At 46.0% G+C, this 26,045-nt stretch carries 23 protein-coding genes and 6 pseudogenes; 21 read left to right on the top strand and 8 right to left on the bottom strand.

What is annotated here, in order from left to right:
- Positions 1-7: 7 nt before the first annotated feature.
- The 3 genes and pseudogenes from JNO11_RS12405 to JNO11_RS12395 all read left to right on the top strand — a co-directional run bounded on the left by JNO11_RS12405 (position 8) and on the right by JNO11_RS12395 (position 2,291).
- A pseudogene (locus JNO11_RS12405) lies at positions 8-1,322 on the top strand (LLM class flavin-dependent oxidoreductase).
- Between the two features lie 185 nt (positions 1,323-1,507).
- Entirely contained in the window at positions 1,508-1,789 is a 282-nt protein-coding gene (locus tag JNO11_RS12400; protein WP_010247933.1) for a hypothetical protein, read from the top strand.
- 98 nt (positions 1,790-1,887) lie between these two features.
- A pseudogene (locus JNO11_RS12395) lies at positions 1,888-2,291 on the top strand (cell envelope integrity TolA C-terminal domain-containing protein).
- Positions 2,292-2,367: 76 nt separating this feature from the next.
- On the opposite strand, the pseudogene fhuE reads toward JNO11_RS12395, so the two are convergent.
- Positions 2,368-4,414 (bottom strand): annotated as a pseudogene (gene fhuE, locus JNO11_RS12390) (ferric-rhodotorulic acid/ferric-coprogen receptor FhuE).
- Between the two features lie 512 nt (positions 4,415-4,926).
- On the opposite strand from fhuE, the gene JNO11_RS12385 reads away from it, so the two are divergent.
- The 11 genes from JNO11_RS12385 (at position 4,927) to JNO11_RS12335 (ending at position 14,423) form a co-directional block, all read left to right on the top strand.
- On the top strand, positions 4,927-6,015 hold the full coding sequence (locus JNO11_RS12385) for a YncE family protein (protein ID WP_029519619.1): 1,089 nt from the start codon (positions 4,927-4,929) through the stop codon (positions 6,013-6,015).
- A gap of 299 nt (positions 6,016-6,314) precedes the next feature.
- A complete protein-coding gene (locus JNO11_RS12380; RefSeq protein WP_010670918.1) occupies positions 6,315-6,668 on the top strand; it encodes a type II toxin-antitoxin system RelE/ParE family toxin in 354 nt (117 codons plus the stop codon).
- Positions 6,669-6,672: 4 nt separating this feature from the next.
- Complete coding sequence (locus JNO11_RS12375; protein WP_010247918.1) at positions 6,673-6,975, top strand: helix-turn-helix domain-containing protein; 303 nt, start codon at positions 6,673-6,675, stop codon at positions 6,973-6,975.
- A gap of 804 nt (positions 6,976-7,779) precedes the next feature.
- Entirely contained in the window at positions 7,780-8,541 is a 762-nt protein-coding gene (locus tag JNO11_RS12370; RefSeq protein ID WP_325177367.1) for an ABC-three component system protein, read from the top strand.
- 1 nt (position 8,542) lies between these two features.
- On the top strand, positions 8,543-9,037 hold the full coding sequence (locus JNO11_RS12365) for a three component ABC system middle component (protein WP_201499594.1): 495 nt from the start codon (positions 8,543-8,545) through the stop codon (positions 9,035-9,037).
- Positions 9,037-10,074: a hypothetical protein gene (locus JNO11_RS12360; protein WP_325177366.1), complete on the top strand. Its 1,038-nt coding sequence runs from the start codon at positions 9,037-9,039 to the stop codon at positions 10,072-10,074. The genes JNO11_RS12365 and JNO11_RS12360 overlap by 1 nt, the downstream gene beginning before the upstream one ends.
- A 13-nt stretch (positions 10,075-10,087) precedes the next feature.
- A complete protein-coding gene (locus JNO11_RS12355) occupies positions 10,088-11,020 on the top strand; it encodes a DUF3732 domain-containing protein (protein ID WP_325177365.1) in 933 nt (310 codons plus the stop codon).
- A gap of 201 nt (positions 11,021-11,221) precedes the next feature.
- Complete coding sequence (locus tag JNO11_RS12350; RefSeq protein WP_103826120.1) at positions 11,222-12,127, top strand: SMEK domain-containing protein; 906 nt, start codon at positions 11,222-11,224, stop codon at positions 12,125-12,127.
- Between the two features lie 160 nt (positions 12,128-12,287).
- Positions 12,288-13,346, top strand: coding sequence for a hypothetical protein (locus tag JNO11_RS12345; RefSeq protein ID WP_325177364.1), 1,059 nt, complete (start codon positions 12,288-12,290; stop codon positions 13,344-13,346).
- Positions 13,255-13,833 (top strand): AAA family ATPase, encoded by a 579-nt coding sequence (locus JNO11_RS12340; protein WP_325177363.1) that lies wholly within the window; start codon positions 13,255-13,257, stop codon positions 13,831-13,833. The genes JNO11_RS12345 and JNO11_RS12340 overlap by 92 nt, the downstream gene beginning before the upstream one ends.
- Positions 13,833-14,423 carry a hypothetical protein gene (locus JNO11_RS12335; protein ID WP_325177362.1) on the top strand — a complete coding sequence of 197 codons (591 nt, stop codon included), beginning with the start codon at positions 13,833-13,835 and terminating at the stop codon, positions 14,421-14,423. Before JNO11_RS12340 ends, JNO11_RS12335 begins: the two co-directional genes overlap by 1 nt.
- Before the next feature lie 493 nt (positions 14,424-14,916).
- On the opposite strand, the gene JNO11_RS12330 is transcribed toward JNO11_RS12335, so the two are convergent.
- From JNO11_RS12330 to JNO11_RS12315, 4 genes are all read right to left on the bottom strand, one after another.
- Entirely contained in the window at positions 14,917-15,114 is a 198-nt protein-coding gene (locus tag JNO11_RS12330; protein ID WP_325177361.1) for a hypothetical protein, read from the bottom strand.
- A complete protein-coding gene (locus JNO11_RS12325) occupies positions 15,101-15,808 on the bottom strand; it encodes a hypothetical protein (protein ID WP_325177360.1) in 708 nt (235 codons plus the stop codon). Before JNO11_RS12325 ends, JNO11_RS12330 begins: the two co-directional genes overlap by 14 nt.
- 84 nt (positions 15,809-15,892) lie before the next feature.
- Positions 15,893-16,936: a hypothetical protein gene (locus JNO11_RS12320; protein ID WP_325177359.1), complete on the bottom strand. Its 1,044-nt coding sequence runs from the start codon at positions 16,934-16,936 to the stop codon at positions 15,893-15,895.
- A 31-nt stretch (positions 16,937-16,967) separates the two neighbouring features.
- Positions 16,968-17,993 carry a hypothetical protein gene (locus tag JNO11_RS12315; RefSeq protein ID WP_325177358.1) on the bottom strand — a complete coding sequence of 342 codons (1,026 nt, stop codon included), beginning with the start codon at positions 17,991-17,993 and terminating at the stop codon, positions 16,968-16,970.
- Positions 17,994-18,618: 625 nt separating this feature from the next.
- Here JNO11_RS12315 and JNO11_RS12310 point away from each other — a divergent pair.
- A pseudogene (locus JNO11_RS12310) lies at positions 18,619-19,563 on the top strand (zincin-like metallopeptidase domain-containing protein).
- 162 nt (positions 19,564-19,725) lie between these two features.
- On the opposite strand, the gene JNO11_RS12305 reads toward JNO11_RS12310, so the two are convergent.
- The 3 genes and pseudogenes from JNO11_RS12305 to JNO11_RS12295 form a co-directional block, all read right to left on the bottom strand.
- Complete coding sequence (locus JNO11_RS12305; RefSeq protein WP_325177357.1) at positions 19,726-20,013, bottom strand: hypothetical protein; 288 nt, start codon at positions 20,011-20,013, stop codon at positions 19,726-19,728.
- 108 nt (positions 20,014-20,121) lie between these two features.
- A pseudogene (gene mobC / locus JNO11_RS12300) lies at positions 20,122-20,867 on the bottom strand (MobC family replication-relaxation protein).
- 10 nt (positions 20,868-20,877) lie between these two features.
- Positions 20,878-21,721 (bottom strand): annotated as a pseudogene (locus JNO11_RS12295) (MFS transporter); the annotation flags it as partial.
- A 698-nt stretch (positions 21,722-22,419) separates the two neighbouring features.
- Between JNO11_RS12295 and JNO11_RS12290 the strand changes: the two are divergent.
- The 6 genes from JNO11_RS12290 to JNO11_RS12265 all read left to right on the top strand — a co-directional run bounded on the left by JNO11_RS12290 (position 22,420) and on the right by JNO11_RS12265 (position 26,021).
- Complete coding sequence (locus JNO11_RS12290) at positions 22,420-23,430, top strand: NADP-dependent oxidoreductase (RefSeq protein WP_325177356.1); 1,011 nt, start codon at positions 22,420-22,422, stop codon at positions 23,428-23,430.
- A 213-nt stretch (positions 23,431-23,643) separates the two neighbouring features.
- Complete coding sequence (locus JNO11_RS12285; RefSeq protein WP_325177355.1) at positions 23,644-23,910, top strand: hypothetical protein; 267 nt, start codon at positions 23,644-23,646, stop codon at positions 23,908-23,910.
- Positions 23,885-24,850: a 5-aminolevulinate synthase gene (hemA, locus tag JNO11_RS12280; RefSeq protein ID WP_325177354.1), complete on the top strand. Its 966-nt coding sequence runs from the start codon at positions 23,885-23,887 to the stop codon at positions 24,848-24,850. The genes JNO11_RS12285 and hemA overlap by 26 nt, the downstream gene beginning before the upstream one ends.
- 10 nt (positions 24,851-24,860) lie before the next feature.
- Positions 24,861-25,025: a hypothetical protein gene (locus tag JNO11_RS12275; protein WP_325177353.1), complete on the top strand. Its 165-nt coding sequence runs from the start codon at positions 24,861-24,863 to the stop codon at positions 25,023-25,025.
- A 37-nt stretch (positions 25,026-25,062) separates the two neighbouring features.
- Positions 25,063-25,695 (top strand): TauD/TfdA family dioxygenase, encoded by a 633-nt coding sequence (locus JNO11_RS12270; RefSeq protein ID WP_325177352.1) that lies wholly within the window; start codon positions 25,063-25,065, stop codon positions 25,693-25,695.
- Positions 25,695-26,021 carry a hypothetical protein gene (locus JNO11_RS12265; RefSeq protein WP_325177351.1) on the top strand — a complete coding sequence of 109 codons (327 nt, stop codon included), beginning with the start codon at positions 25,695-25,697 and terminating at the stop codon, positions 26,019-26,021. The genes JNO11_RS12270 and JNO11_RS12265 overlap by 1 nt, the downstream gene beginning before the upstream one ends.
- Positions 26,022-26,045: the final 24 nt, after the last annotated feature.

The raw sequence follows: 26,045 nt of genomic DNA, 5'->3' as shown, positions 1-26,045 counted from the left end.
ATCGTTCATGAATCATTTCACTCCATCACGTCGCCTGCGGCTCGGCCTGTTTGTTCAACCGGTGGGTCAGCACGTGAGCGGCTGGCGTCTGACTGAACAGCTGGGCGATCCCACTGACATCGACTGGCTGATCACGCTGGCTAAAAAAGCCGAAGCGGGTAAGTTCGACCTGTTCTTTGTGGGTGATGCACTGGCAACCAGCATGTATCGTCTGCCGTCGACCATGGCACGCCTTGAACCGCTGACGATGCTGGCGGCGCTGGCGGTCAACACCAGACGTATTGGCCTGGCTGCAACCGCCTCTACCACCTTCAGCGATCCCTTTACGCTGGCGCGCAGTTTCTCGTCACTGGATCACATCAGCCGTGGCCGGGCCGCGTGGAACGTCGTGACCTCGTTTTCCACTGACGTTGCACGTAACTTCAGCCGCAGCGATATGCCCGACCACGCTTCCCGCTATGCCCGTGCGCGGGAGTTCCTTGAGGTGGCAGACAAATTGTGGCGGGGCTGGGAAGCGGGGGCAGTGCAGCCTGATAAAGCGACCGGGGACTATTTTGTTGATGAGAAGATCAAACCGATCAACCATCAGGGCGAGCATTTTCAGGTACAAGGCCCCCTGAACATCACGCGTTCGCCACAGGGACGTCCGGTGATTATCGAAGCAGGTTCTTCTGCTGATGGTCAGAAAGCTGGCGGCTGAGACAGCGGAAGTGATCTTTACCGCCTCCGCCAGTCTGGAGGAAGCGCAAGCGTTCTATCGCACTCAAAAGGAGCAGGTCATTGCCGCCGGGCGTAACCCGGATCATGTCGTGATCATGCCCGGTGTCATGCCGATTATTGGCCGCACGCGTGAGGAGGCGAAGGCGCTGTGGAAAAAGCTGAATACGCTGGTGGATATCGAGAACGGGCTTCGTCAGCTTTCACTGCGGTTCAGTATGGATCTCAGCCAATATCCACTGGATGGCCCGGTACCGGAGGTTCCGCTGGGCGAAGGTAATCAGAGCCGCGTTAAGCTGATGACCGATATGGCAAAGCGCGAGAATCTGACGCTGCGTGAGCTGGCCGCCGTCGCCGCCGGTTCACGAGGACACCGCGTGATTGTCGGTACCGCTGAAGATATCGCCGACGACTTCCAGCAGTGGCTGGAGCAGGGCGGGGCGGACGGCTTTAACATCATGCCAGCCATTATGCCGGAACAGCTGGATCTGTTTGTGGAGCTGGTGATCCCGGAACTGCGCCGTCGCGGACTGTTTCGCGATGAGTATGAGTTTGCTACGCTGCGGGAGAATCTGGGGCTTGAAGTGATAACCGAAGAGAGTTAACAGCCACGGTCATCACGGGAAATATTACCGCAATACTGCATGCAGTTTGCTGGAAAAGGAGATGCGGTTAACTCAGCAGGGAGGCTGGAGCCTGTATTGTGCCGCACTATTTTCCAAAAGCGTTCTGCAAACCCATTCATACCCGATATAGTGCAAATCTATCCTCTGGGATGTGAGATCGCTGAATGTCAGAATACAGGTTCTATACCAAAGGCAAATACACTGTTGCACTTGAAAGATCGGACGTAACACGAGCTTTCGATCTGACAGAGCAGGGTTATAAAAAACAGTTCGAGGAAGTTCGTGCCTCAGATGAAAAACAGGCACTCGCACGCTTCGCGGATATCCGCAGGGACAAACGCATCGACCAGCACAACTTTCTGGCGGGCGCGGCCACGATGCCCCTGATTGGCGTATTAACAGCGATTGCTTTCTCTCTCTTCTGGCGAAAAAAAACGGGAAAATAACCCTGTGTTGATTCACTTTGCAGGGGTTTAGCTTAGCCTGATATCAGAATAACCAGGGAGCAGGACGCCGTTCCCTTTTCACCTAAAAGGACTTATCCATGAAAAAGATCATTCCCATTTTCTGCTGTGCCCTGTTAGCCGGTTGTGCGCCTCTCACTCCACACGAATGCATTAAAAAAAAGCGCACTCGAAACCTGCAGCTATAACCGTTCAGGAAAAGTCGGGGACAACGATATCTATGGTCAGCAGGCATCTGGCATAAAAAAAGCGCTGGATGCTGCACTATCAGAGCCGCACGCCTGGAAGGGGAAACGCTGTAATGCCCATCTGGATTTCAAAATTGATGGCACCCTGGATAATTTTATTATCAAAGGGGGGCGATAAAGATTATTGCAACGCGCTCAAAGTGGCGGCAAAACGCGCCAGATTTCCGGCTTTCACCGACCAGCATGTTTTCGATGTGATGGGATCAGCGCGCTGGAATATGGAAGGACAGCCCTGACACGCATCATGCCCGTTAAATCAGCCCACCAGACAGCCCGCAATCGCGGGCTGTCTGGCCTCTCAGCTCACCATTATCAGAACTGATAAGACACGCTGACATTCACGTTACGTGGCTCACCGTAAACGTAGCTGTTCATATAGCTGTAATATTCACGGTCAAAGAGATTATCGACGTTGGCCTGTACGGCAACCTGCTTATTCACCTGATAGCGGGCAAACAACGAGGCCAGCGGGTAGCTGCCCTGATATACCCGTACGCTGTCGCCGCTGGCATTGGTCACATCTTTAAACACCCGGTTCTGCCAGTTAATTCCGCCACCAACGGTGAGCTCGGGGATTGCGTCCAGCTGATAACGGGTGAAAAGCTTGAATGAGGTTTGCGGCTGATAGCTGTTGAACCGGCCACTTTTATCGCGTGCCACATAGCGGGTTGCGCCAAAGGTCAGCTGCAGATTATCGGTCAGTGCGCCATTCAGCTCGAACTCGGCACCTTTACTCACTGCACCTTTGGCGGCGTCATAGGCCTGCTCATTGCCGCTCAGATAAACGCCATCAATTGCCTGTCCAACGTTATCCTGCTCGATGCGGAAAATTGCTACGCTGGCGGTCAGCAGGCCATCGTTCCAGGCGGATTTCAGACCGGTCTCGTAACTTTTACCTGTCACCGGTGAGAGGTAACTGCCGTGAGTATCGCGATAAGTCTGCGGCAGGAAAATGGCGGTATAGCTGCCATAGGCGGACCAGGTGTCATTAATGTCATACACCAGCCCTGCATAAGGCGTGGTGTTATTTTTGGTCATCTCTCCGCTGCTGCCATGGGTGCTCCACTGGGTATAGCGAGCGCCAATAATCAGCGACAGCGGATCGGCCAGCGACAGGCGTGCAGCGCTATAGACCGATTTCTGACGAACAGTGTCATCATCGTTGAGATACCAGCCCTGCCATTCAGGTTTCGCTACGTTACCGGTCCAGCTATTATTGAAAATCCCCATATCGGCGGCAGTGATTTCACCCGCCTCCGCATCGCTGAATCCATCCTGACTGTAGGCGGCATTATGCTGGCGGCTGTAGCTTGCCCCGGCCATCAACAGGTGATGACGACCCAGTAGTTCAAACGGGCCGCTGGCAAAGCCATCGATTGAATCCATTTTACGCTTGCCGCGATCCATACTGCCATAACCGGTAGTGCCTTCACCGCTCTCCTGATCGGGATTGCCCATCACATAGAGCAGCTTTATCGCTGAAGGTATTCTCAGCATGCGTGCCGTTGATATGAATATTCCAGCCGTTATCGAAGTTATGGTCGATATCCGCAAAGACTTTGCGCGAATTAGTGTTGTAACGCGCCCAGTTAGCTGATGAATTCAGGCTGCGGTCGTAATGTGTCGTGGCGTTGTTACTGTAAAACATCGGCAGGCCACCCCAGGTTGGATTGCCGGTGTTGTCATCTTCATAGTCGTAGCCCAGTGACAGCGTCGTCTTGTCGGTAAGGTCCGCATCAATCACGCCATAGATGAATTTTTTGGTTTTTTGATAGCGATCCAGCCAGCTCTCCTGATCGGTATAACCGGTCACCACACGGCCGCGCAGGCTGCCATCGCTGTTAAGCGGGGCAGAGAGATCCGCCACGTAGCGCTGCTTGTTCCAGCTGCCATAGCTGGCACTCAGCGTGCCGGTCGCGGTTTTGCTGTCAGCATGTTTACGCACCATATTGATCGAGGCCGAAGGGCTGCCCGCTCCGGTCATCAGGCCGGTCGCACCGCGCACGATTTCAATACGGTCATAGATTGCCGTGTCGGACGCCGCGTCGCCGTAATTCCATGTATCGTTAACCGAGGTCGGAATGCCATCGAAAGTGAAGTTGCTGACTTTGAAGCCGCGTGAATAGTACTCGGAGCGTTCACTGTCGATAAGATTGGTGGAGATACCGGTGGCGTTGGTCAGCACATCATTAACCGATTGCAGATCCTGATCCTGCATTCGCTGCTGCGTCACCACGCTGAGTGACTGAGGCACATCTCGCGGTGTCAGCATTAATTTGGTGCCCGCGCGGGTGGTCTGCACCGCGTAATTCTGCTTACCGCTGTCACTGGTTTCGTCAGGCGTGGCGCTGACCACCATATCCTGCGATGTCTCCTCCGCCGCCAGGGCGGGGTGGAAGAGGGCGTGTATCGCCAGTGTCAGTAATGAGACGCTAAAGCTGTTTCTGAAACCTGATTCCCTGCCACTACGAGCCATAAAATTTTCCATTAAAAATTGGTATTGAGTTAAACCGTTGTGTCTTTGGTTGTTATTTTTTATCCACTCATCTTCTGGAGAAAGACGCTCAGCCAGTTATGAGAACGCCAATGATAATCATTTGCTTTATATATTCTTCAAAGGATTCAATCGAAAGTGTAACTTTATGTTAATTATTTATAATTCAATGTGATAGGAAAATTTAAAGCCTTTTAGTTGCTGGTGTTTATCAGATTTGAAAGCAGAAAAAGGGCATTCAGGTGGAATTTCACGGGGCAGTTAAGCGGTTTAACGCGGGTAAAATGACCGGACAGGTCTGGATAGTAGCGTCGTCATTTGATTACTGGCTGTTAATGCGTATGATTCTCATTCTTTATTTCCTGACGGAGTTCAGCATGAAATCGTTAAGCCCGCGCAAAGCCGCTGTTGCCATGGCAGTTGCCGCTGCCTTTAGCCTGACAGCGTGTCAGGCACCAGCTAAAAAAGCCGATGCGCCTGCCGCTGAAGCCCCAAAACCGGTTAATACCGCAGTGACACAACGCGCTCTGGGTGATGGTCTGTACGAAATGGCTTACTCCCCTGCGTCAAAAGCGTTGTTTGTCGCCAGCGCGCAGGCGTTTAAGGATGTGAACGGCGGCATGATCTATCGTCTCGATCCGGCCACGCTGACGACCAAAGGCGAAACGCATACCGACATGAAAAACTTCGGTACCGCTATCGATGAAAACGGTCAGGTGTTCTACACCACCAACTCACTGGATGGCGCGATCTCCAAAGTGGATGCCCAGAGTGGCAAAGTGCTGCAGCGTCTGGTGTTCCCGGGCAAGATCAGTAAAGAGGGCTATCCGGCGGGTGCGCGTGAAGTCCTGTGGCACGGCAACGAGCTTTATGTCGGTCGCGTAGCCGAACCGGGCTATATCTCCGTCGTAGATACCCGAACCTTTAAGCTGAAAACCGAGATTAAAAACGCCGGGAAATGGGTCACCGGTATCATCTATTCCCCGCTGACTGAGCGCATTTATGCGGCTAACGGCTCGGGTGAAATTCTGGTGATCAATCCACGCAGCCATAAAATCGAGAAGCGCTGGACCGCAGGCGATGGCAAAGAGTATCTGTTCCTGAACATGGCGGAAGATCCTGCTACCGGTCGCCTGTTTGTTACTGACGACTCCAAAGGCAAAGCCACGCTGATCTTTGATGAGCGCACCGGCAAAGTGATCAAGCGCATCGAAGGCGATGCGATGGGCATCAAGTTCAACGCTAAACGCAATGAGCTTTACATCAGCCAGCGCGAATCGAAGAAAGTGCTGCAACTGGATGCCACCACCTACGCGGTGAAAAACAGCTGGTCGTTTGACAAGAACCCAAACAGCCTGCTGATTGGCCCGGACAACAATACGCTCTATGTCACGCTTAAGGCGGAATTCAACAAAGATTCCTCCACCAAAGGCACTGACGAGATTGCCCGTATCGCGCTGCCGTAATCACGCGCTAAAAGCGTCACTCTGCATTGGCAGGGAAGCGATGCAAACAAAGTGAAAGCCCGCTCAGGGAAGCCTGAGCGGGCTTTCTTATTGATAACAACGCCTCACATCATCTCACCCCATAACCAATCCGGTACAGCTCGCAAAACGATGAAGGTTGTGTGGATTCATCACTGACCCGGCTGAACGCTTCTCTCACTTTGCACTAAAAGCACAGGCATCTGAAATCCCCCCTGCATCACAGTCGATTATCGCTTTACACCTATATAGTATTTGACCTATATTGATAAGGAGATCCCGTGTGGATGATTAAAACGACGGAGAGGTTTGATCGCTGGTTTACCTTGCTTAATGAGAGCGATCGCGCCTGCGTACTGGCAGCATTAATGGTGTTGCGCGAAAAGGGGCCGGGGTTGTCCAGGCCATACGCGGATACGCTAAAAGGCTCTGTTTATATCAACATGAAAGAGCTGCGTATTCAGAGTCGCGGCGATCCGATAAGGGCTTTCTTTGCTTTTGACCCAAACCGAACGGCGATTGTGCTTTGTGCCGGAAATAAGGTGGGCAATGAAAAGCGTTTTTATCAGGAGATGCTTCCGGTTGCCGATCGGGAATTTACACACTGGCTGAATAGTTTTAAAGATGAGGAGTAACCAGATGGGCAGAACGCTTGAACAGCTTATTGCGGATGAAAAACCGGAAGTCGTTGCCGACGCACAGGCGATGGCGACGGATATCCTGCTCAACATTCACCTTGCCGAGCTGCGCGAGAAAGTGCAGAAAACACAGGTCGAAATGGCAAAGGCGTTGGGCATTACACAGCCTACCGTGGCGGGTATGGAAAAGCCGGGCCGCGACCTGAAGCTCTCCACGCTCAAGCGCTATATCGATGCGGCGGGGGGTAAGCTGCGGCTGGTGGTGGAACTGCCGGACGGCTCGCACTACGGGTTTGAGGTGTAAGCCATTCAGGCGGGGATGTCATGCCGCCGTGACCGAAAACATAAATGCAAAAAAGCCCGCTCAGGTTTCCCTGAGCGGGCTTTTCTAATTCTGGCTCCTCTGACTGGGATCGCCTTTGCCAGTAAATGGCTAATAAGTAAGCTAAACATGAATTCCCTTTCTGTCAAGACCCCGAGAATGACCACCTTCCGTGAAAGCTGTAATACAGTAGCATTGTGACTATGGTTGTAGAAAGATCAATGTAATGTCAGGGAATTTAGCGTGGGCTACAGGGTATTACCTAGCTTTTCTCTATTGGCTTCTTGTAAAGTTTAGCAAAATGTGTGAGTTGGTATCTATTTGGAGGAAACAGGATGACGACTTCAAGAACGAAAGGTCAATCTCGAGTCAAGCGTAGAACCGAGGTTCCGGGCCAGGCGTTAGGATACAGCCTCCAATTTACACGACTTACTCATTTGTTGCTTCAAGCGCCCGAGGGTAGTTTGTGTAGTTTGGAGCTTCTTGACGATGTAGCCCAAGAGGATGGCGATGGCGGCGTTATACTGGTTCAGAGTAAAAGCGCACTTACAGCTAATCCTGTGGCTGACCGAGCGAAATCACTATGGAAAACGCTTTCAAATTGGATTGAGCTTGCAGCATCACCAGGGTTTGAAATAGACAAAGCTATTTTCGAGCTTTATGTTTCTCGCCCAGTTGAAGGGCTGATCGTTGAAAGTTTCGCAAAGGCTGATACTCCTGAAAGTGCTAGATTAGCCATCGCACAGGCTCGCACTTTGTTATGGGGGGAGTGCTCCAGATTACGATATGAAGAAAAGTGTCTCTGTAGAAATTGCTACATACGTCGAAAAGGTGTTTACAGCCGACCCGGATCTTTCAGAACGACTTATTTGCAATTTTCAACTGACGCAGGGCAGCGGCAGTCCTCAGGCAGATCTTGAGGCGCTAGTTCGAAGTCACCCCGTATCACCATCTAAGGTTGGAGATATCACCAACCATCTTTGCGGTCAGGTGAAGCGCCACATCGATATGCTACTAGAGACGGGAAAGCCCGCAGTCATTGCACGCAATGACTTCCATGTCTGGTACACATCGTTCGTACAAAAAATTGATCGACAAACGGTCCTATCGAGCCGTGCGCATCCACCATCAGAGGAAATATCACGGGAATATCTTCCTGATAATTTCATTCGACAACTAGATATCATTGGTCTGCCATACGAAGAGAAACTCGGAGCTGTTAGTGATTTCTTAATGGCTTCCTTCGATCGGACAGATTGGGCTGTCCGGGGAGAAGTTGACGAGAGCTCTTTTGACGATCTAAATGATGTCCTTAAGCGCTCATGGAAGAATAAACAGCGGGTTTGTAGGTTGAATCACAGAGAAAGATCCGAGCAGGAGCAAGGGCAATTTCTTTATTCAGACTGCATGCAGTTCGTTGCTCCAGTTCAGGCAATGTCTACGCCGGGGCACTTCATTCCTGGTTGCTTCCACATGCTTGCCGATGAGTTGGTTGTAGGCTGGCATCCTAACTACCAAACTCAGTTGAAGGGCAAGAAGGTGGCGTAATATGCTGGCAAGAGAAGTTCAAAATGTTCAGAATCCGGCACTAGGCGCAGCAATCGTCTGGCGTTTTTGTTGTGGATATGTCGAGACAAATCGTATAAGTGCCTCACCCCCTCTACCTCTTCTATTTCTAGTGCTCCCTATTATTCTTCATCAAGCAACCTCAGAATTTGTAAAGCGTACCTTCAAAAGTTCGGGCTTACGGGCGTTTGCGGCAAAGTTCGGGGACTCATCTGTATCCAAACAGGACTTGTTGTTGCAAATTCAAGAGCGCGCTATTCGTTGGCGCAAGCTCAGCCTGCTGTCCATTGAACTCGCGGTTGCTGGAAAACTGATCAAACTTGAAGAAAACGGCGAGGTAATTCCATTATCGCAGACTAAGGCGAGGGGGTTATCCGATGAGGTGAGGCAACTTATGGATTTGGCAGAAAAACTTGGTGCTTGGTTCGGTGAACTCACCGTGCATGAAGTCGTAACAACATTGAGGGTGAAGCTCTAATGTATTTTCAAATTCGAGGTATCGTACTTTGGCCGCGGAACAAAAAATTCCAACCTCGCAAGTTGCGTTTTGAACTTGGTAAAGTCAACGTCATTAGTGGAGCCTCACGTACGGGTAAATCAGCGGTCATTCCAATCATAGACTACTGTCTCGGCGCAAGCACTTGCTCTATTCCTGTAAATACCATTCGCAAATACTGTGAATGGTTCGGCATCGTTGTGGCGACCGAGCAAGGTGACAAACTCTTGGCCCGAAAGGAGCCTGGGTCTCAGCGTAGCACCAATGATATGTTCCTGCTGGAAGCAGAGAATATAACCAAGATTCCCAGCCGTCTTAGTAAAAATACAAACGTTATAGCAGTCAAAAGGCTACTTGATGACCTAGCCAATCTGTCTAATCTTGATTTTTCTGGTGGAGAGGATGTCTCGGGGTTCGATGGGCGCCCGGCTTTTCGAGATTTGGCTGCTTTCACATTTCAACCACAGAACGTAGTTGCCAATCCGGATGTTCTATTTTTTAAGACTAACACTTACGAGCACCGTGAAAAGTTGAGGAAGATCTTCCCCTATATACTTGGTGCAGTCACATCAGCATTGATGGCTAAGCAGTTCGAGCTGAACAGAGCCCGCCAACTTCTACGTCGTAAAGAGCGAGAACTCAGGGATGCCCAAGATGTCTCCGCGCGGTGGCTTGCCGACTTGAGATCTAAGTACAGTGAGGCGCAGGAACTTGGTTTGATCCCCGAGCTGGAGGATGAAATATCGCGAAACCAAATGATTAAACATCTTGACGAAATAATCACTCGAACAGACCTAACTTTGGCTGTTAGCACATTAACGATCTCAGATGCACTAAGTGAGCTGAATGATTTGGAAAGTGAAGAGCGAGTTGTTTCGCGCGAACTTACTACGCTTCGTCATCGCTTGGAAGAAATGAACCGAATGCGAACAGGTGTGCAACAGTATCAGACGGCATTATCAGTGCAGAGGGGGGCGGCTTCAACTATCGAGTTGGTTGGTGTCGCATGCAAACGATGAATCGGATTGTCCCATGTGTGGTAGCCATAATGATTCAGCCAAACGAAAACTGCGGGTTCTGGCTCATCGTCTGGAAGAAGTCGAGTTAGCTGCGGGCGCAGATAAGGACAAAGAAATACCTGCCGCCTTCGATCGTGAGTTTCAGCGCGTTACTGCAGAGGTTGATAGCGTGACCGAGCGACTGAGATCCGTACAAATCCGCAAAAGAGCGTTGACGAGTAGATCGAAGGAAGCTAATGACCAGCAATTTTCTGCGAAGCGTACCGAGCGTTTTATAGGCAACATTGAATCGTCATTGGATCTACATCGCAAATTGGGCAGCGACAGCGAACTTGTCGAAGAGGTGCGGATGCTCAAGGAATCGGTACAAACATTAGAAGGGGAACTCCGCGAACAAGATATCGAGGCTCGTAAGCATAAAGCTCTGCGAATTATCAACACAAACGCTGGGAAGCTTCTCCCCTATCTAGATGTTGAGAATCCACACGACCCGATTTCTTTAGAAGTCGATGATCTAACTATCAAAGTCCTTGGGGCTGAGCGCGATGACTATCTTTCAGAAATAGGAAGCGGTTCGAATTGGCTTTCCTATCATTTGGCAGTATTGCTCTCTCTTCACCAATTCTTTCTGGGCCAACGAAGCAGCCCTGTACCAGGATTTCTTGTGCTTGATCAACCTAGTCAAGTTTACTTTCCCAAACCCACGGTGCATCAAGACATTATTTTAGACGAAGAACCCAAGGTTCGGGATGAAGACGTGGAAGCTGTCCGGAAGGCATTCGAAGTTATGGGCAATGTCGTGCTTCAGGAAAATGGAAATCTCCAACTCATCGTTCTAGACCATGCTTCGAGTGTAGTGTGGGGCGAAATTGCTGGAGTTGTCGGCTTGCCGGAATGGCGTGATGGTACCAAATTGGTCCCAATGGAATGGTTTAGTGAAATTTAGCAGCGAAAATTTCCACTTCGAAGAAAGATGTCATTCGTATATATGAACATAGGGCTTAACGATGATGATATATCGGTGTTTATTCATAGAGTAAATTTTTTAGGATGTCCATGTAGTTACTTTCCTCTTCTTTAGTCGGTTGGATATTATTTCACTATGCCGCTGAATTTTAGTCGGAGCCAATCAAGTTAAGGAGCTATTTTGATCGAATCGCTGATAAAAAATTTAAATCAGGATATTGCTATTCTTCAACTTCGTGTCGAGAGAGATAAGGACACGGGTTTTAACGATATGTCACGGCTACTTGAGGCAATTTCTATACAGTTATTCAAAGCATTAGGTATTGCCAACCTCAAAAGTAAAAACCAGATTAGAGTTAACTTTCCAGCCATTGATGCTGCGGATGATAACATGAATGGCGGAATAGCTGTCCAGGTAACCTCAGTAGCTAATGCAGTAAAGATAAAAAAAACAATTGAGACTTTCGAGAAAAAGGATAAAAACGGTAAATCCTTGAGGGACAGATACGCGGTTCTTTACATTTTTGGTTTCTGTAAGATCTCAAAGGGTGTGATAGTTCCAAATTATTGTAAGGTTGTGGAGCCGGGTTTTTTCCTTAACAGGCTTATTGACTTTGATGATGAAGAAAAGATACAGGTTGTTATCGATTCTATGCGTCGCCATGTAGACTATTCTTCTATCCACCCCTACGATGATATTGACTGTTTGAAAATCATATTAGGTTATGTGAGTCGAAATGCGGTCAGGCACTACATGTCCTGTGAAGGAAGTATTGAATATATGACAAAAGGCCTCAAGGAAATCTCGGAGCTAATCGGAAAAGGTACTGTTAATGGTAGACAGAAGTCAAAGGCCCACCACGAATTTGAAGATCAGAATATCGCGAGTTTTTTGAGGCAGGTGATGAGCAAAATTGGTAGCATAATTGCGATTATCAATCATGCGAGCCGGGATGGTTTTGTCTTCCTTGACGAGCATGATATGAAGAAAATTGATAATCAGAAACGGGAAATGATAATAGCAGCCCAGCATGTAGCTGTTGACTACGGTATTGATATACAATTGGGAATGCATGAAATAGATTGATTTTCGTTGACGTATATAACAATAAGCTAAGCCCAACTCTAGAGGGGGGCAGGTCATCTAGATGGTTATATAATAATCTTTGTAGAAGAGTGAGTGATTTTTTCTTATCCAAGAAATAGATTATTCAACCTAGGTTTCAATAAATTATAGGGTTTATCTAATGTTCTTTACCGTTATCGAAAAGAATGAAAAGATATCATATAATAATCCATTAAAAGCGTATCTTTTAGTCGATTATTGGGATGACTGGGCAAAATACCGAACAATGTTCACCCTAATTGTAATCGATGAAAATGGGGATAAGCATACTATTGGTTCAGTAAAAATAGGACAGAAAGGACTTCTTCCAGCGCAAAAAAAATCAGATAACCATCGCTGTCCAATGCTTGATAAGCATTTTGATATTTTAAAGGGTGATTACTTTTCGCTGGGACAAAGCGAAGATTATTATGAATCACTAAATAAATTAAGTGAGTCACTTCGGACAAGAGTTTTTTCAGGATTACGCGATTGTGCAGCGAATTTAACAATATTTGAAAAATATATTAATGAAACTGTTATGGTTGAATCTTTATTGCGGGATATTCGGAAGGAAAATGTGAGAGGGAAATTAAATCGTTTGAGTCGTGGTGATGCTCAATTGACAGAGTATGCTTTCACGTATACATTCCCTGATTTTAATGAAGAGAAGCAGCCTAAAATTTTATTTGAGGTCATACCTGAATCCAAACCACCTACTAACGTTCATGTTTTGATCGGGCGTAATGGTGTAGGAAAAACACGAGCTATGAAAAATATAGCTCTATCCATCTTGGGAAGAAAAACAGAAGAAAATACATCACCAGGTTTAATTGAAATGAATCATAGTAGCGCAATAGGAGAAATTGCGTTTTCAGGGTTAATATTGGTTTCATTTAGTGCATTTGATGATTTTGAGTTAAAAGCATCAGAAAAAGACAATTTTATATTTCATCAAGTTGGCTTAACATCGATCATTTCGACAGAATCATTATCCCCATCTAAAAAGGACAATTCGATAAGCTCCGATTTTGCGAAATGCCTGCAGCGCTGTAAATCGGGTGTTAAAGCACAACGATGGATAAGAGCGATGAAAACGCTGGAGGAAGATGATCTTTTTTGCGGAAGCAAATGTTACATCTTTACTAGAAGATGCAGAGTCACCAGCACAATGGCGATTACGAGCAAGAAAATTATTTAAGAAACTCAGTTCTGGACATTCAATTGTACTTTTAACCATTACTCGATTAGTTGATCTTGTAGATGAAGGTACGCTTGTATTGATTGATGAGCCCGAAGGGCATTTACATCCTCCTCTACTCTCATCTTTTGTTAGAACACTTTCAGACCTTCTGATTAGTAGGAATGGTGTGGGTATAATTGCAACTCATTCGCCGGTTGTTTTACAAGAAGTACCGCGATCATGCGCATGGAAATTACGTCGTAGCCATGCCGTTACAGTTGTTGAGCGTCCTTTACTTGAAACATTTGGTGAAAATATTGGCATACTGACGCGAGAAGTTTTTGGATTGCAAGTAACCCAGTCAGGCTTCCATAGAATTTTGCGCGAAGAGGTTAATGATGGAAAAAGTTACCGTCAAATTATTCGTGATTTTGATAAACAGTTAGGCGAAGAAGCTAAAGCTATTATCCAAGCATTAATAATACAAAGAGATGGGGAATTGTAATGAGGAAACTACCGATTCCAACTATAATAGCAGTTGATATATTAAGACTATGTTCCTCAAGTATAAGAAATGAGACATTGAAAGTAAACCTTCGTTTAATTGAAGTTGACGTAGACAATGCTGAAGTGGAATATAGGAAGCACGCAATTGCAGAAGAGTTGTATTTAATTAAAGCAAATGAAAATATTGGAGAGCATTTTACTGGGAAACAGATGGAACGTGTTTATAATAATACATTTGTTAAAAGTAATAAAACACGTCTTATATATGATCAGCTGAAAAAAGCATGTGAAAATGACATATGCCCCCTTTGTGGGCAGGGAACTGTTTACCAGTTAGATCATTACCTACCAATTTCTTGTTTCCCGATTTATGGGGTTAGCCCAATTAATTTGATACCAGCTTGCGCAGACTGTAATAAACGAAAATCTATCTATGTAGCTGATGCAGCGAATAAACAGACTCTACATCCATATTTTGATGATATAGATAATGAAAGATGGCTTTATGCTTCTGTTATTGAAACACAACCTCCTGCACTCCAGTTTTATATTGAGCCTCCAGCACATTGGGGGGGGCGTTATATCTGAACGCATTTTAGCACACTTCAAAACATTTGGATTAGCCGCGCTTTATGCAACTCATGCTGCTGTGGAAATTACTAACATACGATATTCTCTGCAAAGAATTGCGGTTGGTGAAAATTCTGCAAAAAACGTTAGAGACCACCTCATAGACAAAGCTCAAAAGCTGCATGCATGCGCGACTTAATTCATGGCAAACTGCAACTTACTATGCATTAGAAAAATCGGATTGGTTTTGCAATGGTGGGTTTAATGTTACCTAATGGAATTAATTTATTTCAAATGCTCAACTGTTCTCACAAATACATACTTTTATAAATTATAAGCAAAGGGTTTTTATTATTGTTCTCATTTATGCTTATGATTTAATTTTGCTGAGTATGGAAACGGTCGTTTTACACTCAACTATTAAAGAGCCACATTATTTAAAAATAAAGTGACTCTTAAGTTTGAACTGTCCTTTGATTTTTATTTTTCCGGCATCATTTTAAAAATAGTATCACATATATTTTGCACGACGGTTATCAAATGCGGGCATAGTGCCTTCAAGGACATTTACAACCTTATTATTAATCACATTACACTCTATTGCTCCTGAGGTATATGTAATGTTATGCCCATTTTTTCGGTCAAGCTCACAGTGAATTATTTGCTCCGCATCGCAAACAACGGCAAGGTTTGGATTATGCGTAACCATAATGATTTGCCTTTTTTTGCTTTGCTTCCGTTAAAACAGGTACAAGCAAACTGACAATGGTTTCGTTGTCTAAGTTTTCTTCGGGTTGGTCGAGTATTATGGGAGTATTACCTTTATCCACCAGCAAATAAAAAATTAATAATAATGCACCACGTTGCCCAGGCGAGAGTTGTTCAATTTGCGCATCCTGAAACATTAAGGTATATCTAGGATCAATATATTCTAATCCAAAAATTAGGTCATATACCTCATTGGAGGTGCGATCCTTCCGTAATAAGGATGCTATACCAACATTATTTTTAGAAGAAGCTTCGAGTTTACGATGAAGTTCATCTATGAAACTAAGTGTAGAATCTATATCGTTTAGATCATGTTTATCTATAAGGTCTTTAATAACTGATAAACTTTCCGACTCACCTCTAAACTCTCCAGAGGTTTGCTTAATGATAGAAAATAATTTGTTATAAATTTGATCGGCTGTGCAACTTAGTTCTGCCATGAACTGTAACTTATATTCTTCACGTATCAATGAGTTATTTTGTATTAATGATTGTACGGGTTCAAAGAGGGCTTCGCGGTTAGCTTTTTGTTCATTTAGTATTAAGAGTATTTGATTAGCTAATGATAATCTTTGTTCCATAAGTTGAAGTCGTTGGTTTGGTAAAGTATCCAATATATTTTTACGGTGTTTCAACCCCTCGAGCGTATCTGGTTCATCTTTAGAACCTTGTAAAGATATGATTTTATCTTCCTATACCTTTAGTTGTTCTTTATATTCTTAAAAAGCCTGCTGTGGTGCATTTAACTTTTCACTAAGACTTGATTTCTGTTTTAAAAGAGATTCTTCTTCACTGTTCAGATTTATATTGATTTCTTTAATTGAGTTATCATGAACAATCAAATTGTCCTCAATCTCATCGATTATGTTCTCGTTGATATCAAGACTGATTAATTGTTGAGGCTTTAAGTTGAGCAACTCTATTGCAGACTCAAACTCTGAATTGAATTGTTTGATCGATCTCTTAACTACTTCGATTCCTTCTCTTATATTTTTGCATGCCTTTTTTTTGGCTGCTATTTTTGTTTGCTCTTCGGTATTAGATTCTTTATTACTAATAGTTCTTTCTAACTGAGTTGTTATAGCTAAAAGTTTCTCTGAAACTAATTGTTGCTCAGGTGATAAACTATTGGTTGGCTCAGCTATTTCTGCTGGTTTTATTTTAATGAGCTCTTCTAGAAGTCTTTCTTTTTGAACTAATTGCTCAGCAAGAGCCTTTTGTGCTTCTTCACTCATTTGGTTTTCAAGAGTTTCGATTTGACGATTAAGTTTATGCAGTTCACTACGGAAGCTTTCTATTCGACTGCGTAACGGACTTTCTTGTTCTTCAATTAATTGTTCGAAACTAAGTGCACCTAAGCGAATGGCATCACTAGAATGAGAGAAGATTACAGACCTGAGTTCTTTCTCAAAGGCATCTGATTCTCCAGACACGTGAGCGTTGCATAATGACTCAAAGTGCCCTTGAGGTATATATTTTACAAGTTCCACTTTCTCTAAAGCGGGGTTCTCATTCAAATTTTTTGTTAATATTTTCTCATCACCCCAAGTCACTTTTGCTTCAAAACTTTTAGCTGGCTCACCAACTTTACCCCTAAATCTATTATTTTTAAGGAATGAAAAATGCTGACTTTGTTGGGAGTTACCTAGTAGCGCCGTAATATCAGCTAAAGCGCTTTTACCGCTTCCTTTGTTACCTATTATTGCCACAAGATCATGATTCAAAGTAATAGACGTTTGATCAAGCCATTTATCAGGTATCACTGCATCATTTTTTTTTGATATTTCAAGTTTATCAATAAAAAAGGCTTCTATTTTCGCTGACTAATTTACGTTTAGGTGGGAGTGCTCCTATATACGAACGTTTTGCTGGCTCTTTGATCGCTTGCTTCAAACCTTCAAATGTTGGATCTGCTTTTATCCACGTAGCTTTTCCCGATGGGTAGTCGCCATATCCTCGGCAATCATTACTGCCTTGTTTGCCATAGTATCGGTGCGCATCACTTCCTGAAACAGCAAGCCTTGGTATATTCTTTAAGGCATGCTGAAAATCTGAAATCCATTTTTTATTTGTATCAGTTTTGACTCCAGAAAAAGCAGCCCACAAATCTGGTGTTCTCGTTTCAAAAATAGGGGAGGTTTCAAATAACCCAAGGACGTAGGCATAATGTTCTTGCCATTTTACATCAGCTAATCCATCGTTAGTATTAAATGGCATAAATCCCAAGGCCATATTATCAGGAACATTTTTTATCGCTTGTTTGTAACTTTCATATGTTATTTCAGCGATTGTTGAACCAGCAAGCAATGCTGTATCATCAACGCTCATAACTTCCGATTTTTTAAAGCCTTTTTCACGTAGTAAATCTTCACCTACTTGACGTGCAAGACATTTTAACGAATATTCAGATAATGGCCGTTCAATAAGTGCGACTCTCAATCCAGCAAGAAAATCTTTTAATACTTGATCATTTGTTTCATCTGAAAACAACACATGAGCATTGAGCCGACTCTCCATCGGTGACACTAATCGTAATTCAATTCCAGGGAAGACAGTTTTATTTAATTTAGGTGCGTCCGGGTCTAATAAACGTTTCTTTAGGGCAAACCACCCATCAAAAGTCCAGTAATCCATGATCGCAAATACGGCAGGTTCGGCTGTATTCAATGCCTGAATCATTTCATCTATAAGCCGTATATTATCAGCTGGGTTAGGGGTGGAGTTAAATTTTTGTCCTTCCCAATGAAATGATGCAGGAGTGTGGATATGTAAGTCCCATTTACGCCATTCTGAACCACGAGAATAATTATTGCTTTTCACTTTTTCGCTCTCACAATTATTTATGGTTAATCCTAATGCTTTACTGGTTTGATCATATTTACTTTTTTAGGTTAGCTTACTTCCACATTATCCTTACTTATAGCTGCGTAACGTGTGAACAAAGATAGACCCTAACTGTTGATGATGAGAAGATACTATTATTACTATACAGGTTTCAGTAGAATTTTTTTAATAAATGATTTTGTGTGTTGTTAATCAATTGCTTACGTTAAGCATTGGATTGAACAGAGGCGATGTCAGTAATATAGCTCTCCAATCATAGCAATTGCCGCTTCAGAATTTGGTTTTCAATTTAGATACTGTGTCATGTCTTAAGTCGTCGCTCGTTCCATTGAACGGCTGAGTCGTGAACATGGACCTACTACGACGATTACATTTCACCGCTACGAACCAAGGGGCGCTACGCCCGACTATGCAGGGGCATTTTTTCTCCCGCGTGATTTATCTTCCCGCATCAGCTTCCGGTTAATCGTTTCCCAACACAACCTGTCCCGCAAGGGTAAATGGCACGCATGCTGCGCCCTTGCAGGACAGAACGATGCCGTGAAAGCGAACCGTCAGGCGATACGAAGACGAAAATCACATCACTGACGGAGAAAAAATCATGACTATTTCCCTGCATAACAAGACTAGCGCCCCTAACACCGCAGCGACGACCAGCGTATCCCCGCTGGAGCAGTCAGGCTCCTCAAAAACGAAATTTTCTCAAACCAGAACCGACATTTATCAGACCGTCACTGACAGCATCATTTCTGCGCTAGAAGCCGGTGTAAAACCGTGGTCTTGCCCGTGGCAACGTGTAGATGGCATGTCTGGTCTGCCTTCCAATTACGCCACTGGTGTGGCTTATAGTGGCATGAATATCATGTTGCTGTGGTGCAGCGCATCTAAACAGGGATTCAGCGATTCCCGCTGGATGACTTACAAACAGGCGCAAGCGGAAGGCGGGCAGGTGCGTAAAGGCGAACATGGCACAACAGCTATTTTCTATACCATGTTGGAAAGGGAAAATAACGAAGGAGAAACTGACTATATTCCTATGCTTAAGACTTTCACCGTGTTTAATGTTGAGCAAATTGACGGTTTGCCTCTGAGTGATGAAGCCGTTTTCCCGGCAGAAACCTTTGAGCCGTTACCGCAGGCGTAAGCGCTTTTCCGTAACAGTGGTGCAACCATCATTGAGAAGGGGCAGAACACCTTTTTCGCACCATCAACCGACGAAATCCATTTACCGGAACGTCGTCTTTTTAGCGATGCTGCCAATTTCTACGCTACGGGTATGCATGAGCTGGTTCACTGGAGTGGAGCCAAAAGTCGGCTGAATCGTGAAATGAAAGGGAAGTTTGGCAGTGAGGATTATGCTTTTGAGGAGTTGATCGCCGAGCTTGGAAGCGCGTTCCTAATGGCGGACCTGGGGATTGTCGGAGAGGTTCAGCATGAAAGTTATATTGCTTCCTGGCTGAAAGCACTGAGGAACGACAAACGCTATATTTTCAAGGCCGCCAGCGCGGCATCCAAAGCGCATCGTTATTTGATGGATAAAATCTGAGCAGAAAGGAGTCGCAACGGAATGCGGCTTTGCGTGTAGGGCCGCTTAAAACAGTAACGCTGTAGAGACACGAATGAGGCGGAGAGCAGCCAAGGCGAGCACCGAACAGTCATTTCCCTTCAGCGGAATAAAGAAGTTACGCGGATAGAGACTAATGGGTAATTATTCTAAATTATCAGTATCTCTCTGAAGCATCTGCAGCCGCTGTTCCAGGCTATCCAGTCTTTCTTCGAGGCCATGACTCTGCTGCTCAATATCTTCCAGTGTTTCTGACAGAACATCCCGCAGCAGCACAAAATTTGCTTGTAAGGTATACACAAAATCGCTGCCGCGAGTCAGTAATGCTTCGCGCGGTATGTCCTGTAATGCGGAATGCGTCATCCATGTCACCAGCGCTTTTGCGCTCATTTCGGTCAGTACGTCCGCAAGTCGGTCAGTTTCTCTGTTCATTCTGGTGTCCTGTCTGTTCTGATGATGGGGGGAGTATTTCGGTAGGGCATTACTTCCGGTCGTTGCGCTGCTGGTGGGCGGGTTGGGGCAGTTAGTGATACAGAACAACTATATGCAGTTGCCTAAATCCAGCCGTTGCAACTCGTCGAGCGTGTAGATGCGGAAGACATTTCGGTGGCGGGTTTCCAGCGGGATGTGCTGATGGTTAACGATGACGTGTCTGATACTGTCAAACAGCCGTTCAAGACCGCGCTTTTTCTGCGGGTCCGGCACGATATAAAAAACGTAAATCCAGTTTTTACGGTCCGGGCCAGTAAATGGCTGGCGATGATCGACTGATAACGGGCTCTGGTTTTCAGGCGTCGCTCGGTCTCAATGGCGATCACCGTGCCGCCGAGGAGGGTAATCAGTCCGTCTGGGCGGTGACTGACCTGGTAACGACTGAGGAAGGTCGTGCGATCGCCATTTATCCACCCGTATGCGCCTTTTTGCTCAAGGATGATGCGGGCTGTCTGATTATCAAGGTGATGCTCCAGCGTCCAGCCGGTAATTTTTGAAGGCTCAAACCGCGCCGGGAAAAGCGCATCGTCGGGGGTTAACACGACGGCTATCCCGTCACTGGTTATGCCCCACAATGAAATTTTCATCGTGCGCGATACCAGGACGTGCTTTTGTATTAAGCCCATGCCCTCGACTTTTGAAAGAAGGGAATACAGCGATTTATGATCCCTGAAGCCAAACAGCAGCATCAGCGTTTTAAAATCACTGTACGTTTCTTCCTTCAGGAAATTCAGCAGTCGTTGTATTTTTTCGCGGCGTCGCGTCTGGCGTTCGTTGTATGAGGTGATCAGCATCATTCCCCCTTTACAAATCCAGCAATGCCGGGTTTTCCTCTTTATTGGTATTCGGTGTTGTCGTGTCTTTTTCATCCGTCTCATCAAAAAAAAGATCGGGCCGCGTTGTGGTGATATTCGGCGTTGATGCGGGGTCGGGGGGATGTTTCCTCCTCGCTAAAATCCAAGGATATGTTAACCGTTGCGGCGGTGGCGGCAATCGCGGGCGACACGGCACTGATCTCCAGTTCGCGTTTTTTCACCCTGATGGGCGAAATCAGAGAAGCAGACGGGAGTGCTTTTGTCGTGAAGATGAAGCTGACAAAATCGGGTAAGTTCAGAATCATATTGCTGTCGGTAAAGAAACGCTCGGCCTGCCTGATGGTGCGTTCATCGTCGATAGTCTCTGTCAGCACGGCGTCAGTTTTCGCTTTGCGGACCTCATCATCGACTAATATAGTACCGGACATTCTTGCCACCCATTCGGCGATATCCGGATGCATGACGCGATAAACCAGTTTGAATTTGGCGTTCTCAACGACCGCGCCCACTACGGCGTCACCTTTCAAATCTGCCGGGCAGTCTTTTAAATTAATATGCACGCCTTTATCGCGTGCCGCGCCCAAACCTTCCAGCGCTGGCCTGGATAAATGGTATTTCAGTTCGGAAAGATAATTAGCAATGGGGCGGGGTACTTTTTTCACTCGCTCGCGCTTTTCCGCCAGTTGATACAGGCGAACCAGCAGCATGCGCTGAGCGGTAATGATTTTGCTGTTGCACATTGAGCCAATCACATAACAGCAACCACCTTCCTCAAATATCGTATTAAGTGGAAATCCTGTCGGCGCATTGATGGCATTGAGCAAGGCCAGCTCTACAATTCGCTGCCCTGTTTTTTAACAGCATATAAGCTTTCACAAAAAGGACACTTCACGTCAACCAGAGCCATAAATCCTTAACCGTAAAATCATGAATTATAAAGATCCATCAACAGATTGAATACTTGACCCGCTTCTACACAGTCGTTCAGATCTCACTATCACATCGTCGCCAACTACGCCCCACCTTTATGACGGTTGCTTTCGCCTTTTTCTTCCCTTTGCTCGTTCCTCGCAGCGACGATAAAAGGGAAGCTGACCTTTCAAGAGGGGGGCGCGTCACGCTACCGGCTTTTGGCCTGTAACATAGCCGCGACGGTGTGCGGGGCTATGCCCCCCAAATAAACCGCTGTCGTGGGCGACAGCTTTTCGCTCGCTGGGGCAGCGAAATTTATTCGGCTCCCCCCCGGCTGGCAAAATCTGCGTGGGTGCGGCTGTTTGCCGATGAGGCGCAGTGCCTTAACTATTTTCGCGCCTTAACCCGCGAAAATAATTCTGTCCGCTGCCTCATTGTTACTGCCTGCATTCCTTCACTCCTTAATCCAAAAAAAAGTGGTGGACCGTAAAAGCGTAAAGACCCAGATAAAGCGGGTTTATGCAAATTACTTAATAATTATTGCTTAATCCGCATTTAACTCCTTGCCCAACCGATACTACAGTTACCTTTCTGGTTAAATGTTAACAAGGCAGTTAATGTGAGTAGTGATAAATTTATAAGTCAGCATAATATTTTTGTTCATCAAATTTCCAGGCCCCACGGCGAACCTCTGGCAGAGAACTTCCGCTTCGTTGAGCAGCCGCTGGAACCCTTGGGAGAAGGGGCTGCATGGGTCGAGAACGTCCACTTCTCGGTCGATCCTTATATGCGGGAGTGTATGGATGGTGACTGGGAATTAAACGAACCATTAGAAGGCAGAACGATTGGGCGAGTGATACGCTCGAATACGCCAGCCCTGCATTCAGGTGACTGGGTATTTCATCGCAAAGGTTGGCGGACCTATGCACAGGTGACGCCGGAGGAAGGCCGCGTCATTGCCCCCGTTGCGGGCGTGCCGTTACGGGCATGGCTGAGTCTGCTAGGAGGTACTGGACTTACCGCTTGGGTGGCACTGACCAAAATTGCTCGTTTGCAGCCCGGTGAGTCACTTTATATCTCCTCGGCGGCAGGCGGAGTTGGCTCGGCAGCAGCCCAGTTTGCGGCACTGCTTGGTGCAAAACGCATAGTTGGTAGCACACGCAATGCTGAAAAGTCTAAAATTCTGACTGAGAGACTCGGTTATACCGATGCGTTTGTCTATCAATCTGGCAAGATAAGCGCGCAGTTACGTGATGTCATTCCTGAAGGCATCGATGTTTATCTGGACAATGTGGGCGGTGAACAGCTCGAGGCTGCTATTGCTGCATTTAAAGATTTTGGGCGCGCGGCACTTATCGGCGCGGTCGCGCAATACAGCGCGTTAACGCCGCCCACTGCCCCTTATAACCTGTTTGATATTGTGGGTAAGAGCCTAACTCTGCAAGGCTTCCTGGTGCGCGACTATAAAGATTTTCAGGACGAGCTGGAGGAATTCATTATTCCTCACATTCAAACTGGAAGGGTGGTGCCAGAAGACACTGTTACCCACGGTTTTAATAATATTGTAGACGCTTTTCTTTCCATGCTTAAAGGTGGAAATATTGGTAAGGCGATCGTCAGTATAGAGTAATGATATAAATAGGTAAGTAAATAGCGCAATTTACATTGCGCTATTTGCATTTGTCTGCAATTAGTCATTAATTCTTGATGTTATTATCTTTTGTGGTAAATAATAATGCTTATCTATTAAAATTATTTAAATAAATTTAACTTAAGGGGGGTATCGTCGAACTGTAAAGGGGTGTGCTTTATTAGCGGGTGTACTTTATAACAGAGGTGAGCCATGTCGATGATTGAGGTTGAGAATAAAGATGTTTATAGTGATATCTTTTTCCATACATTGCAGCATTTGAAATCTACGGAAGCATATCGTCACTTCCTCGAGTTCTCTCGCAGTGCCGGCCATTTCCCTCTGGCCGATTATCAGAATGAAAAGATTGAAGTCTGGTGCAGTAACGACTATCTGGGAATGGGGCAGGATCAGCAAGTTATTAATGACTTCAAGGCATCACTGAGCAGGTACGGTGCGGGTTCTGGGGGGGTCACGTAATATCTCGGGGAACACCCTGGCGCACGTAGCTCTGGAAAAGAGATTGGCCGATCTTTATCAGCGAGAGAGTGCTCTGGTTTTTAATAATGGATATTTAGCCAATACGGAAAGTTTAGGTGTTCTGGTAGCGCTATTTGATAACATTAAGGTTTACTCCGATGAACTGAATCACCGCTCTATTATTGAGGGGCTTAAAAAGAGTAAGGCCGAGAAGTATATATTCAAACATAATGATTTAAAACATCTAGAGATTGGGCTTTCTCTTGAGCCTTTTGAACGACCTAAGATTATTGTGTTTGAGTCTATTTATTCCATGGACGGTGATTTAGCACCCGTCGAAGATATTGTACGCTTGGCTAAGAAATATAATGCCTTAACCTTTATCGATGAAACACATTCTTTCGGTGTATTAGGTGAGCGCGGATTAGGATTAATTGAAGCGCTGCAGGTTAGAGATATTGACTTTATTCAGGGTGGGTTTGGCAAGGCTATAGGCACCACGGGCGGGTTTATTGTCGGCGACAGAGATGCAGTTGACTGCATCCGCAGCCTTGCGCCGGGTTTTATTTTCACCACATCACTACCACCGGCATTACTGGAGGCCACGCTGACCAGCATCAATAAGGTAGTGGCCGCATCCAACAGGCGAAAGAAATTATTTCTAAACGTACGCCATTTGAAAGCAGCACTGGCTAAGCACCAGATAGATTTTATTGATGCAGAAAGCCATATCTTGCCCATTATTATTCCTGGATTGGCCAGAATAAAAGCCGTCTCCGATAAGCTTCTCAAACATTTTAAAATTTATGTTCAACCCATTAATTATCCTTCCGTGCCGCGCGGACAAGAGCGTTTTCGCGTGACCGTGACGCCAGATCATTCACTTGAGCAGATAGAACGTTTTGCCTTCGCCTTAAAAAGTGCACTCGATCTTTCTTGAGGAATTAAAAATGAGAATTGAAAAAGTTAGCAATTATATCGGTGCAGAAATTCATGATGTTTCTATTAGCGATATTCGTGTGCCTGAAGTTCGCGACCGCGTACTGCATGCATTACACGAAAATGAGCTGCTTATTTTTAAAGGTCTCGATATTTCCCCGGGGGGATCAGGTTGAGCTGGCACGTGTAATTGGGGAGCCGGTACCCTTTGTGATGAGTCAATATCGTCACCCTGAACACCCGGAGATAATGATCTCCTCCAATGAGGTGGTTAACGGTAAGGCTTACGGTGTGCCGAGAGTGGGTAATTTCTGGCATCAGGATTCGTCTTATACCGATAATCCGACGACCTACACGCTGTTGCACGGTATTAACATTCCGCGATGGAGCGGGGACACGCTTTTTTCCAGTGCGGGGAATGTTTATGACAGGCTCTCACAGCATTGGAAAGACAAAATTTCCGGACGTGATGCGGTTCATACGGTCAGGAAACGTTTCAAAATCCGCCCGGAGCATGCCGGATATTCAATTACCGAATTAATGAAAAAGGCCGACGAACTCCATCCTCCCGTCACTCATCCACTGGTGAAAATCGATCCTTATACCAAACTACCGTATTTATACGGTGCTAAAGACTATCTCGACTACGTTATTGGTTTTGATGCCAACGAAAATCAGGAGTTTCTCAATTTGGTCGAAGAGTTAGTCACCGATCCTGGTCACGGCTATCGACATAAGTGGACTAAGGGCGACCTGCTGCTGTGGAAAACCGAGACGGCCTACCATGCAGTGACCGACGTCGAAGATAATCAGTCAAGAACGGTTCACCGAGTGGCGGTGAAATAATGACGCGCGCAGGCATTACCGCGTTTGAAACCGTCATCCCGCCGGGCAATGTGTCCCGGCAGGATATTGCACGGCTGTCGGGTGTAGACGCTAAAGAGCTGGAGGAAATTCTTCCTGCTCCCTTTCTCTCTATATTCGACACCGACAAAAGCGATTGGGAGTATGCGACCAAGGCTGCGCAGAGGGTGCTGGAGCAGGGGAATATGGCTGCATCGCAGCTGGACTGGATTATCTACTGCGGCTCCGGCGTGTGGGATAAGCCTTTTTTGGTCTCCCGCCGCCAAAGTCGCAGAACAGTTAGGTGCGACTCAGGCGCACTGTTTTGAAGTCGTTAACTTCTGTAATGCGGG

This window comes from Pantoea sp. 1B4 (assembly GCF_016925765.1).
In the GTDB taxonomy this organism is placed as follows: domain Bacteria; phylum Pseudomonadota; class Gammaproteobacteria; order Enterobacterales; family Enterobacteriaceae; genus Pantoea; species Pantoea agglomerans.
Note: the sequence above shows the minus strand (reverse complement) of the source record. Positions and strands in the feature narration are given on the sequence as shown.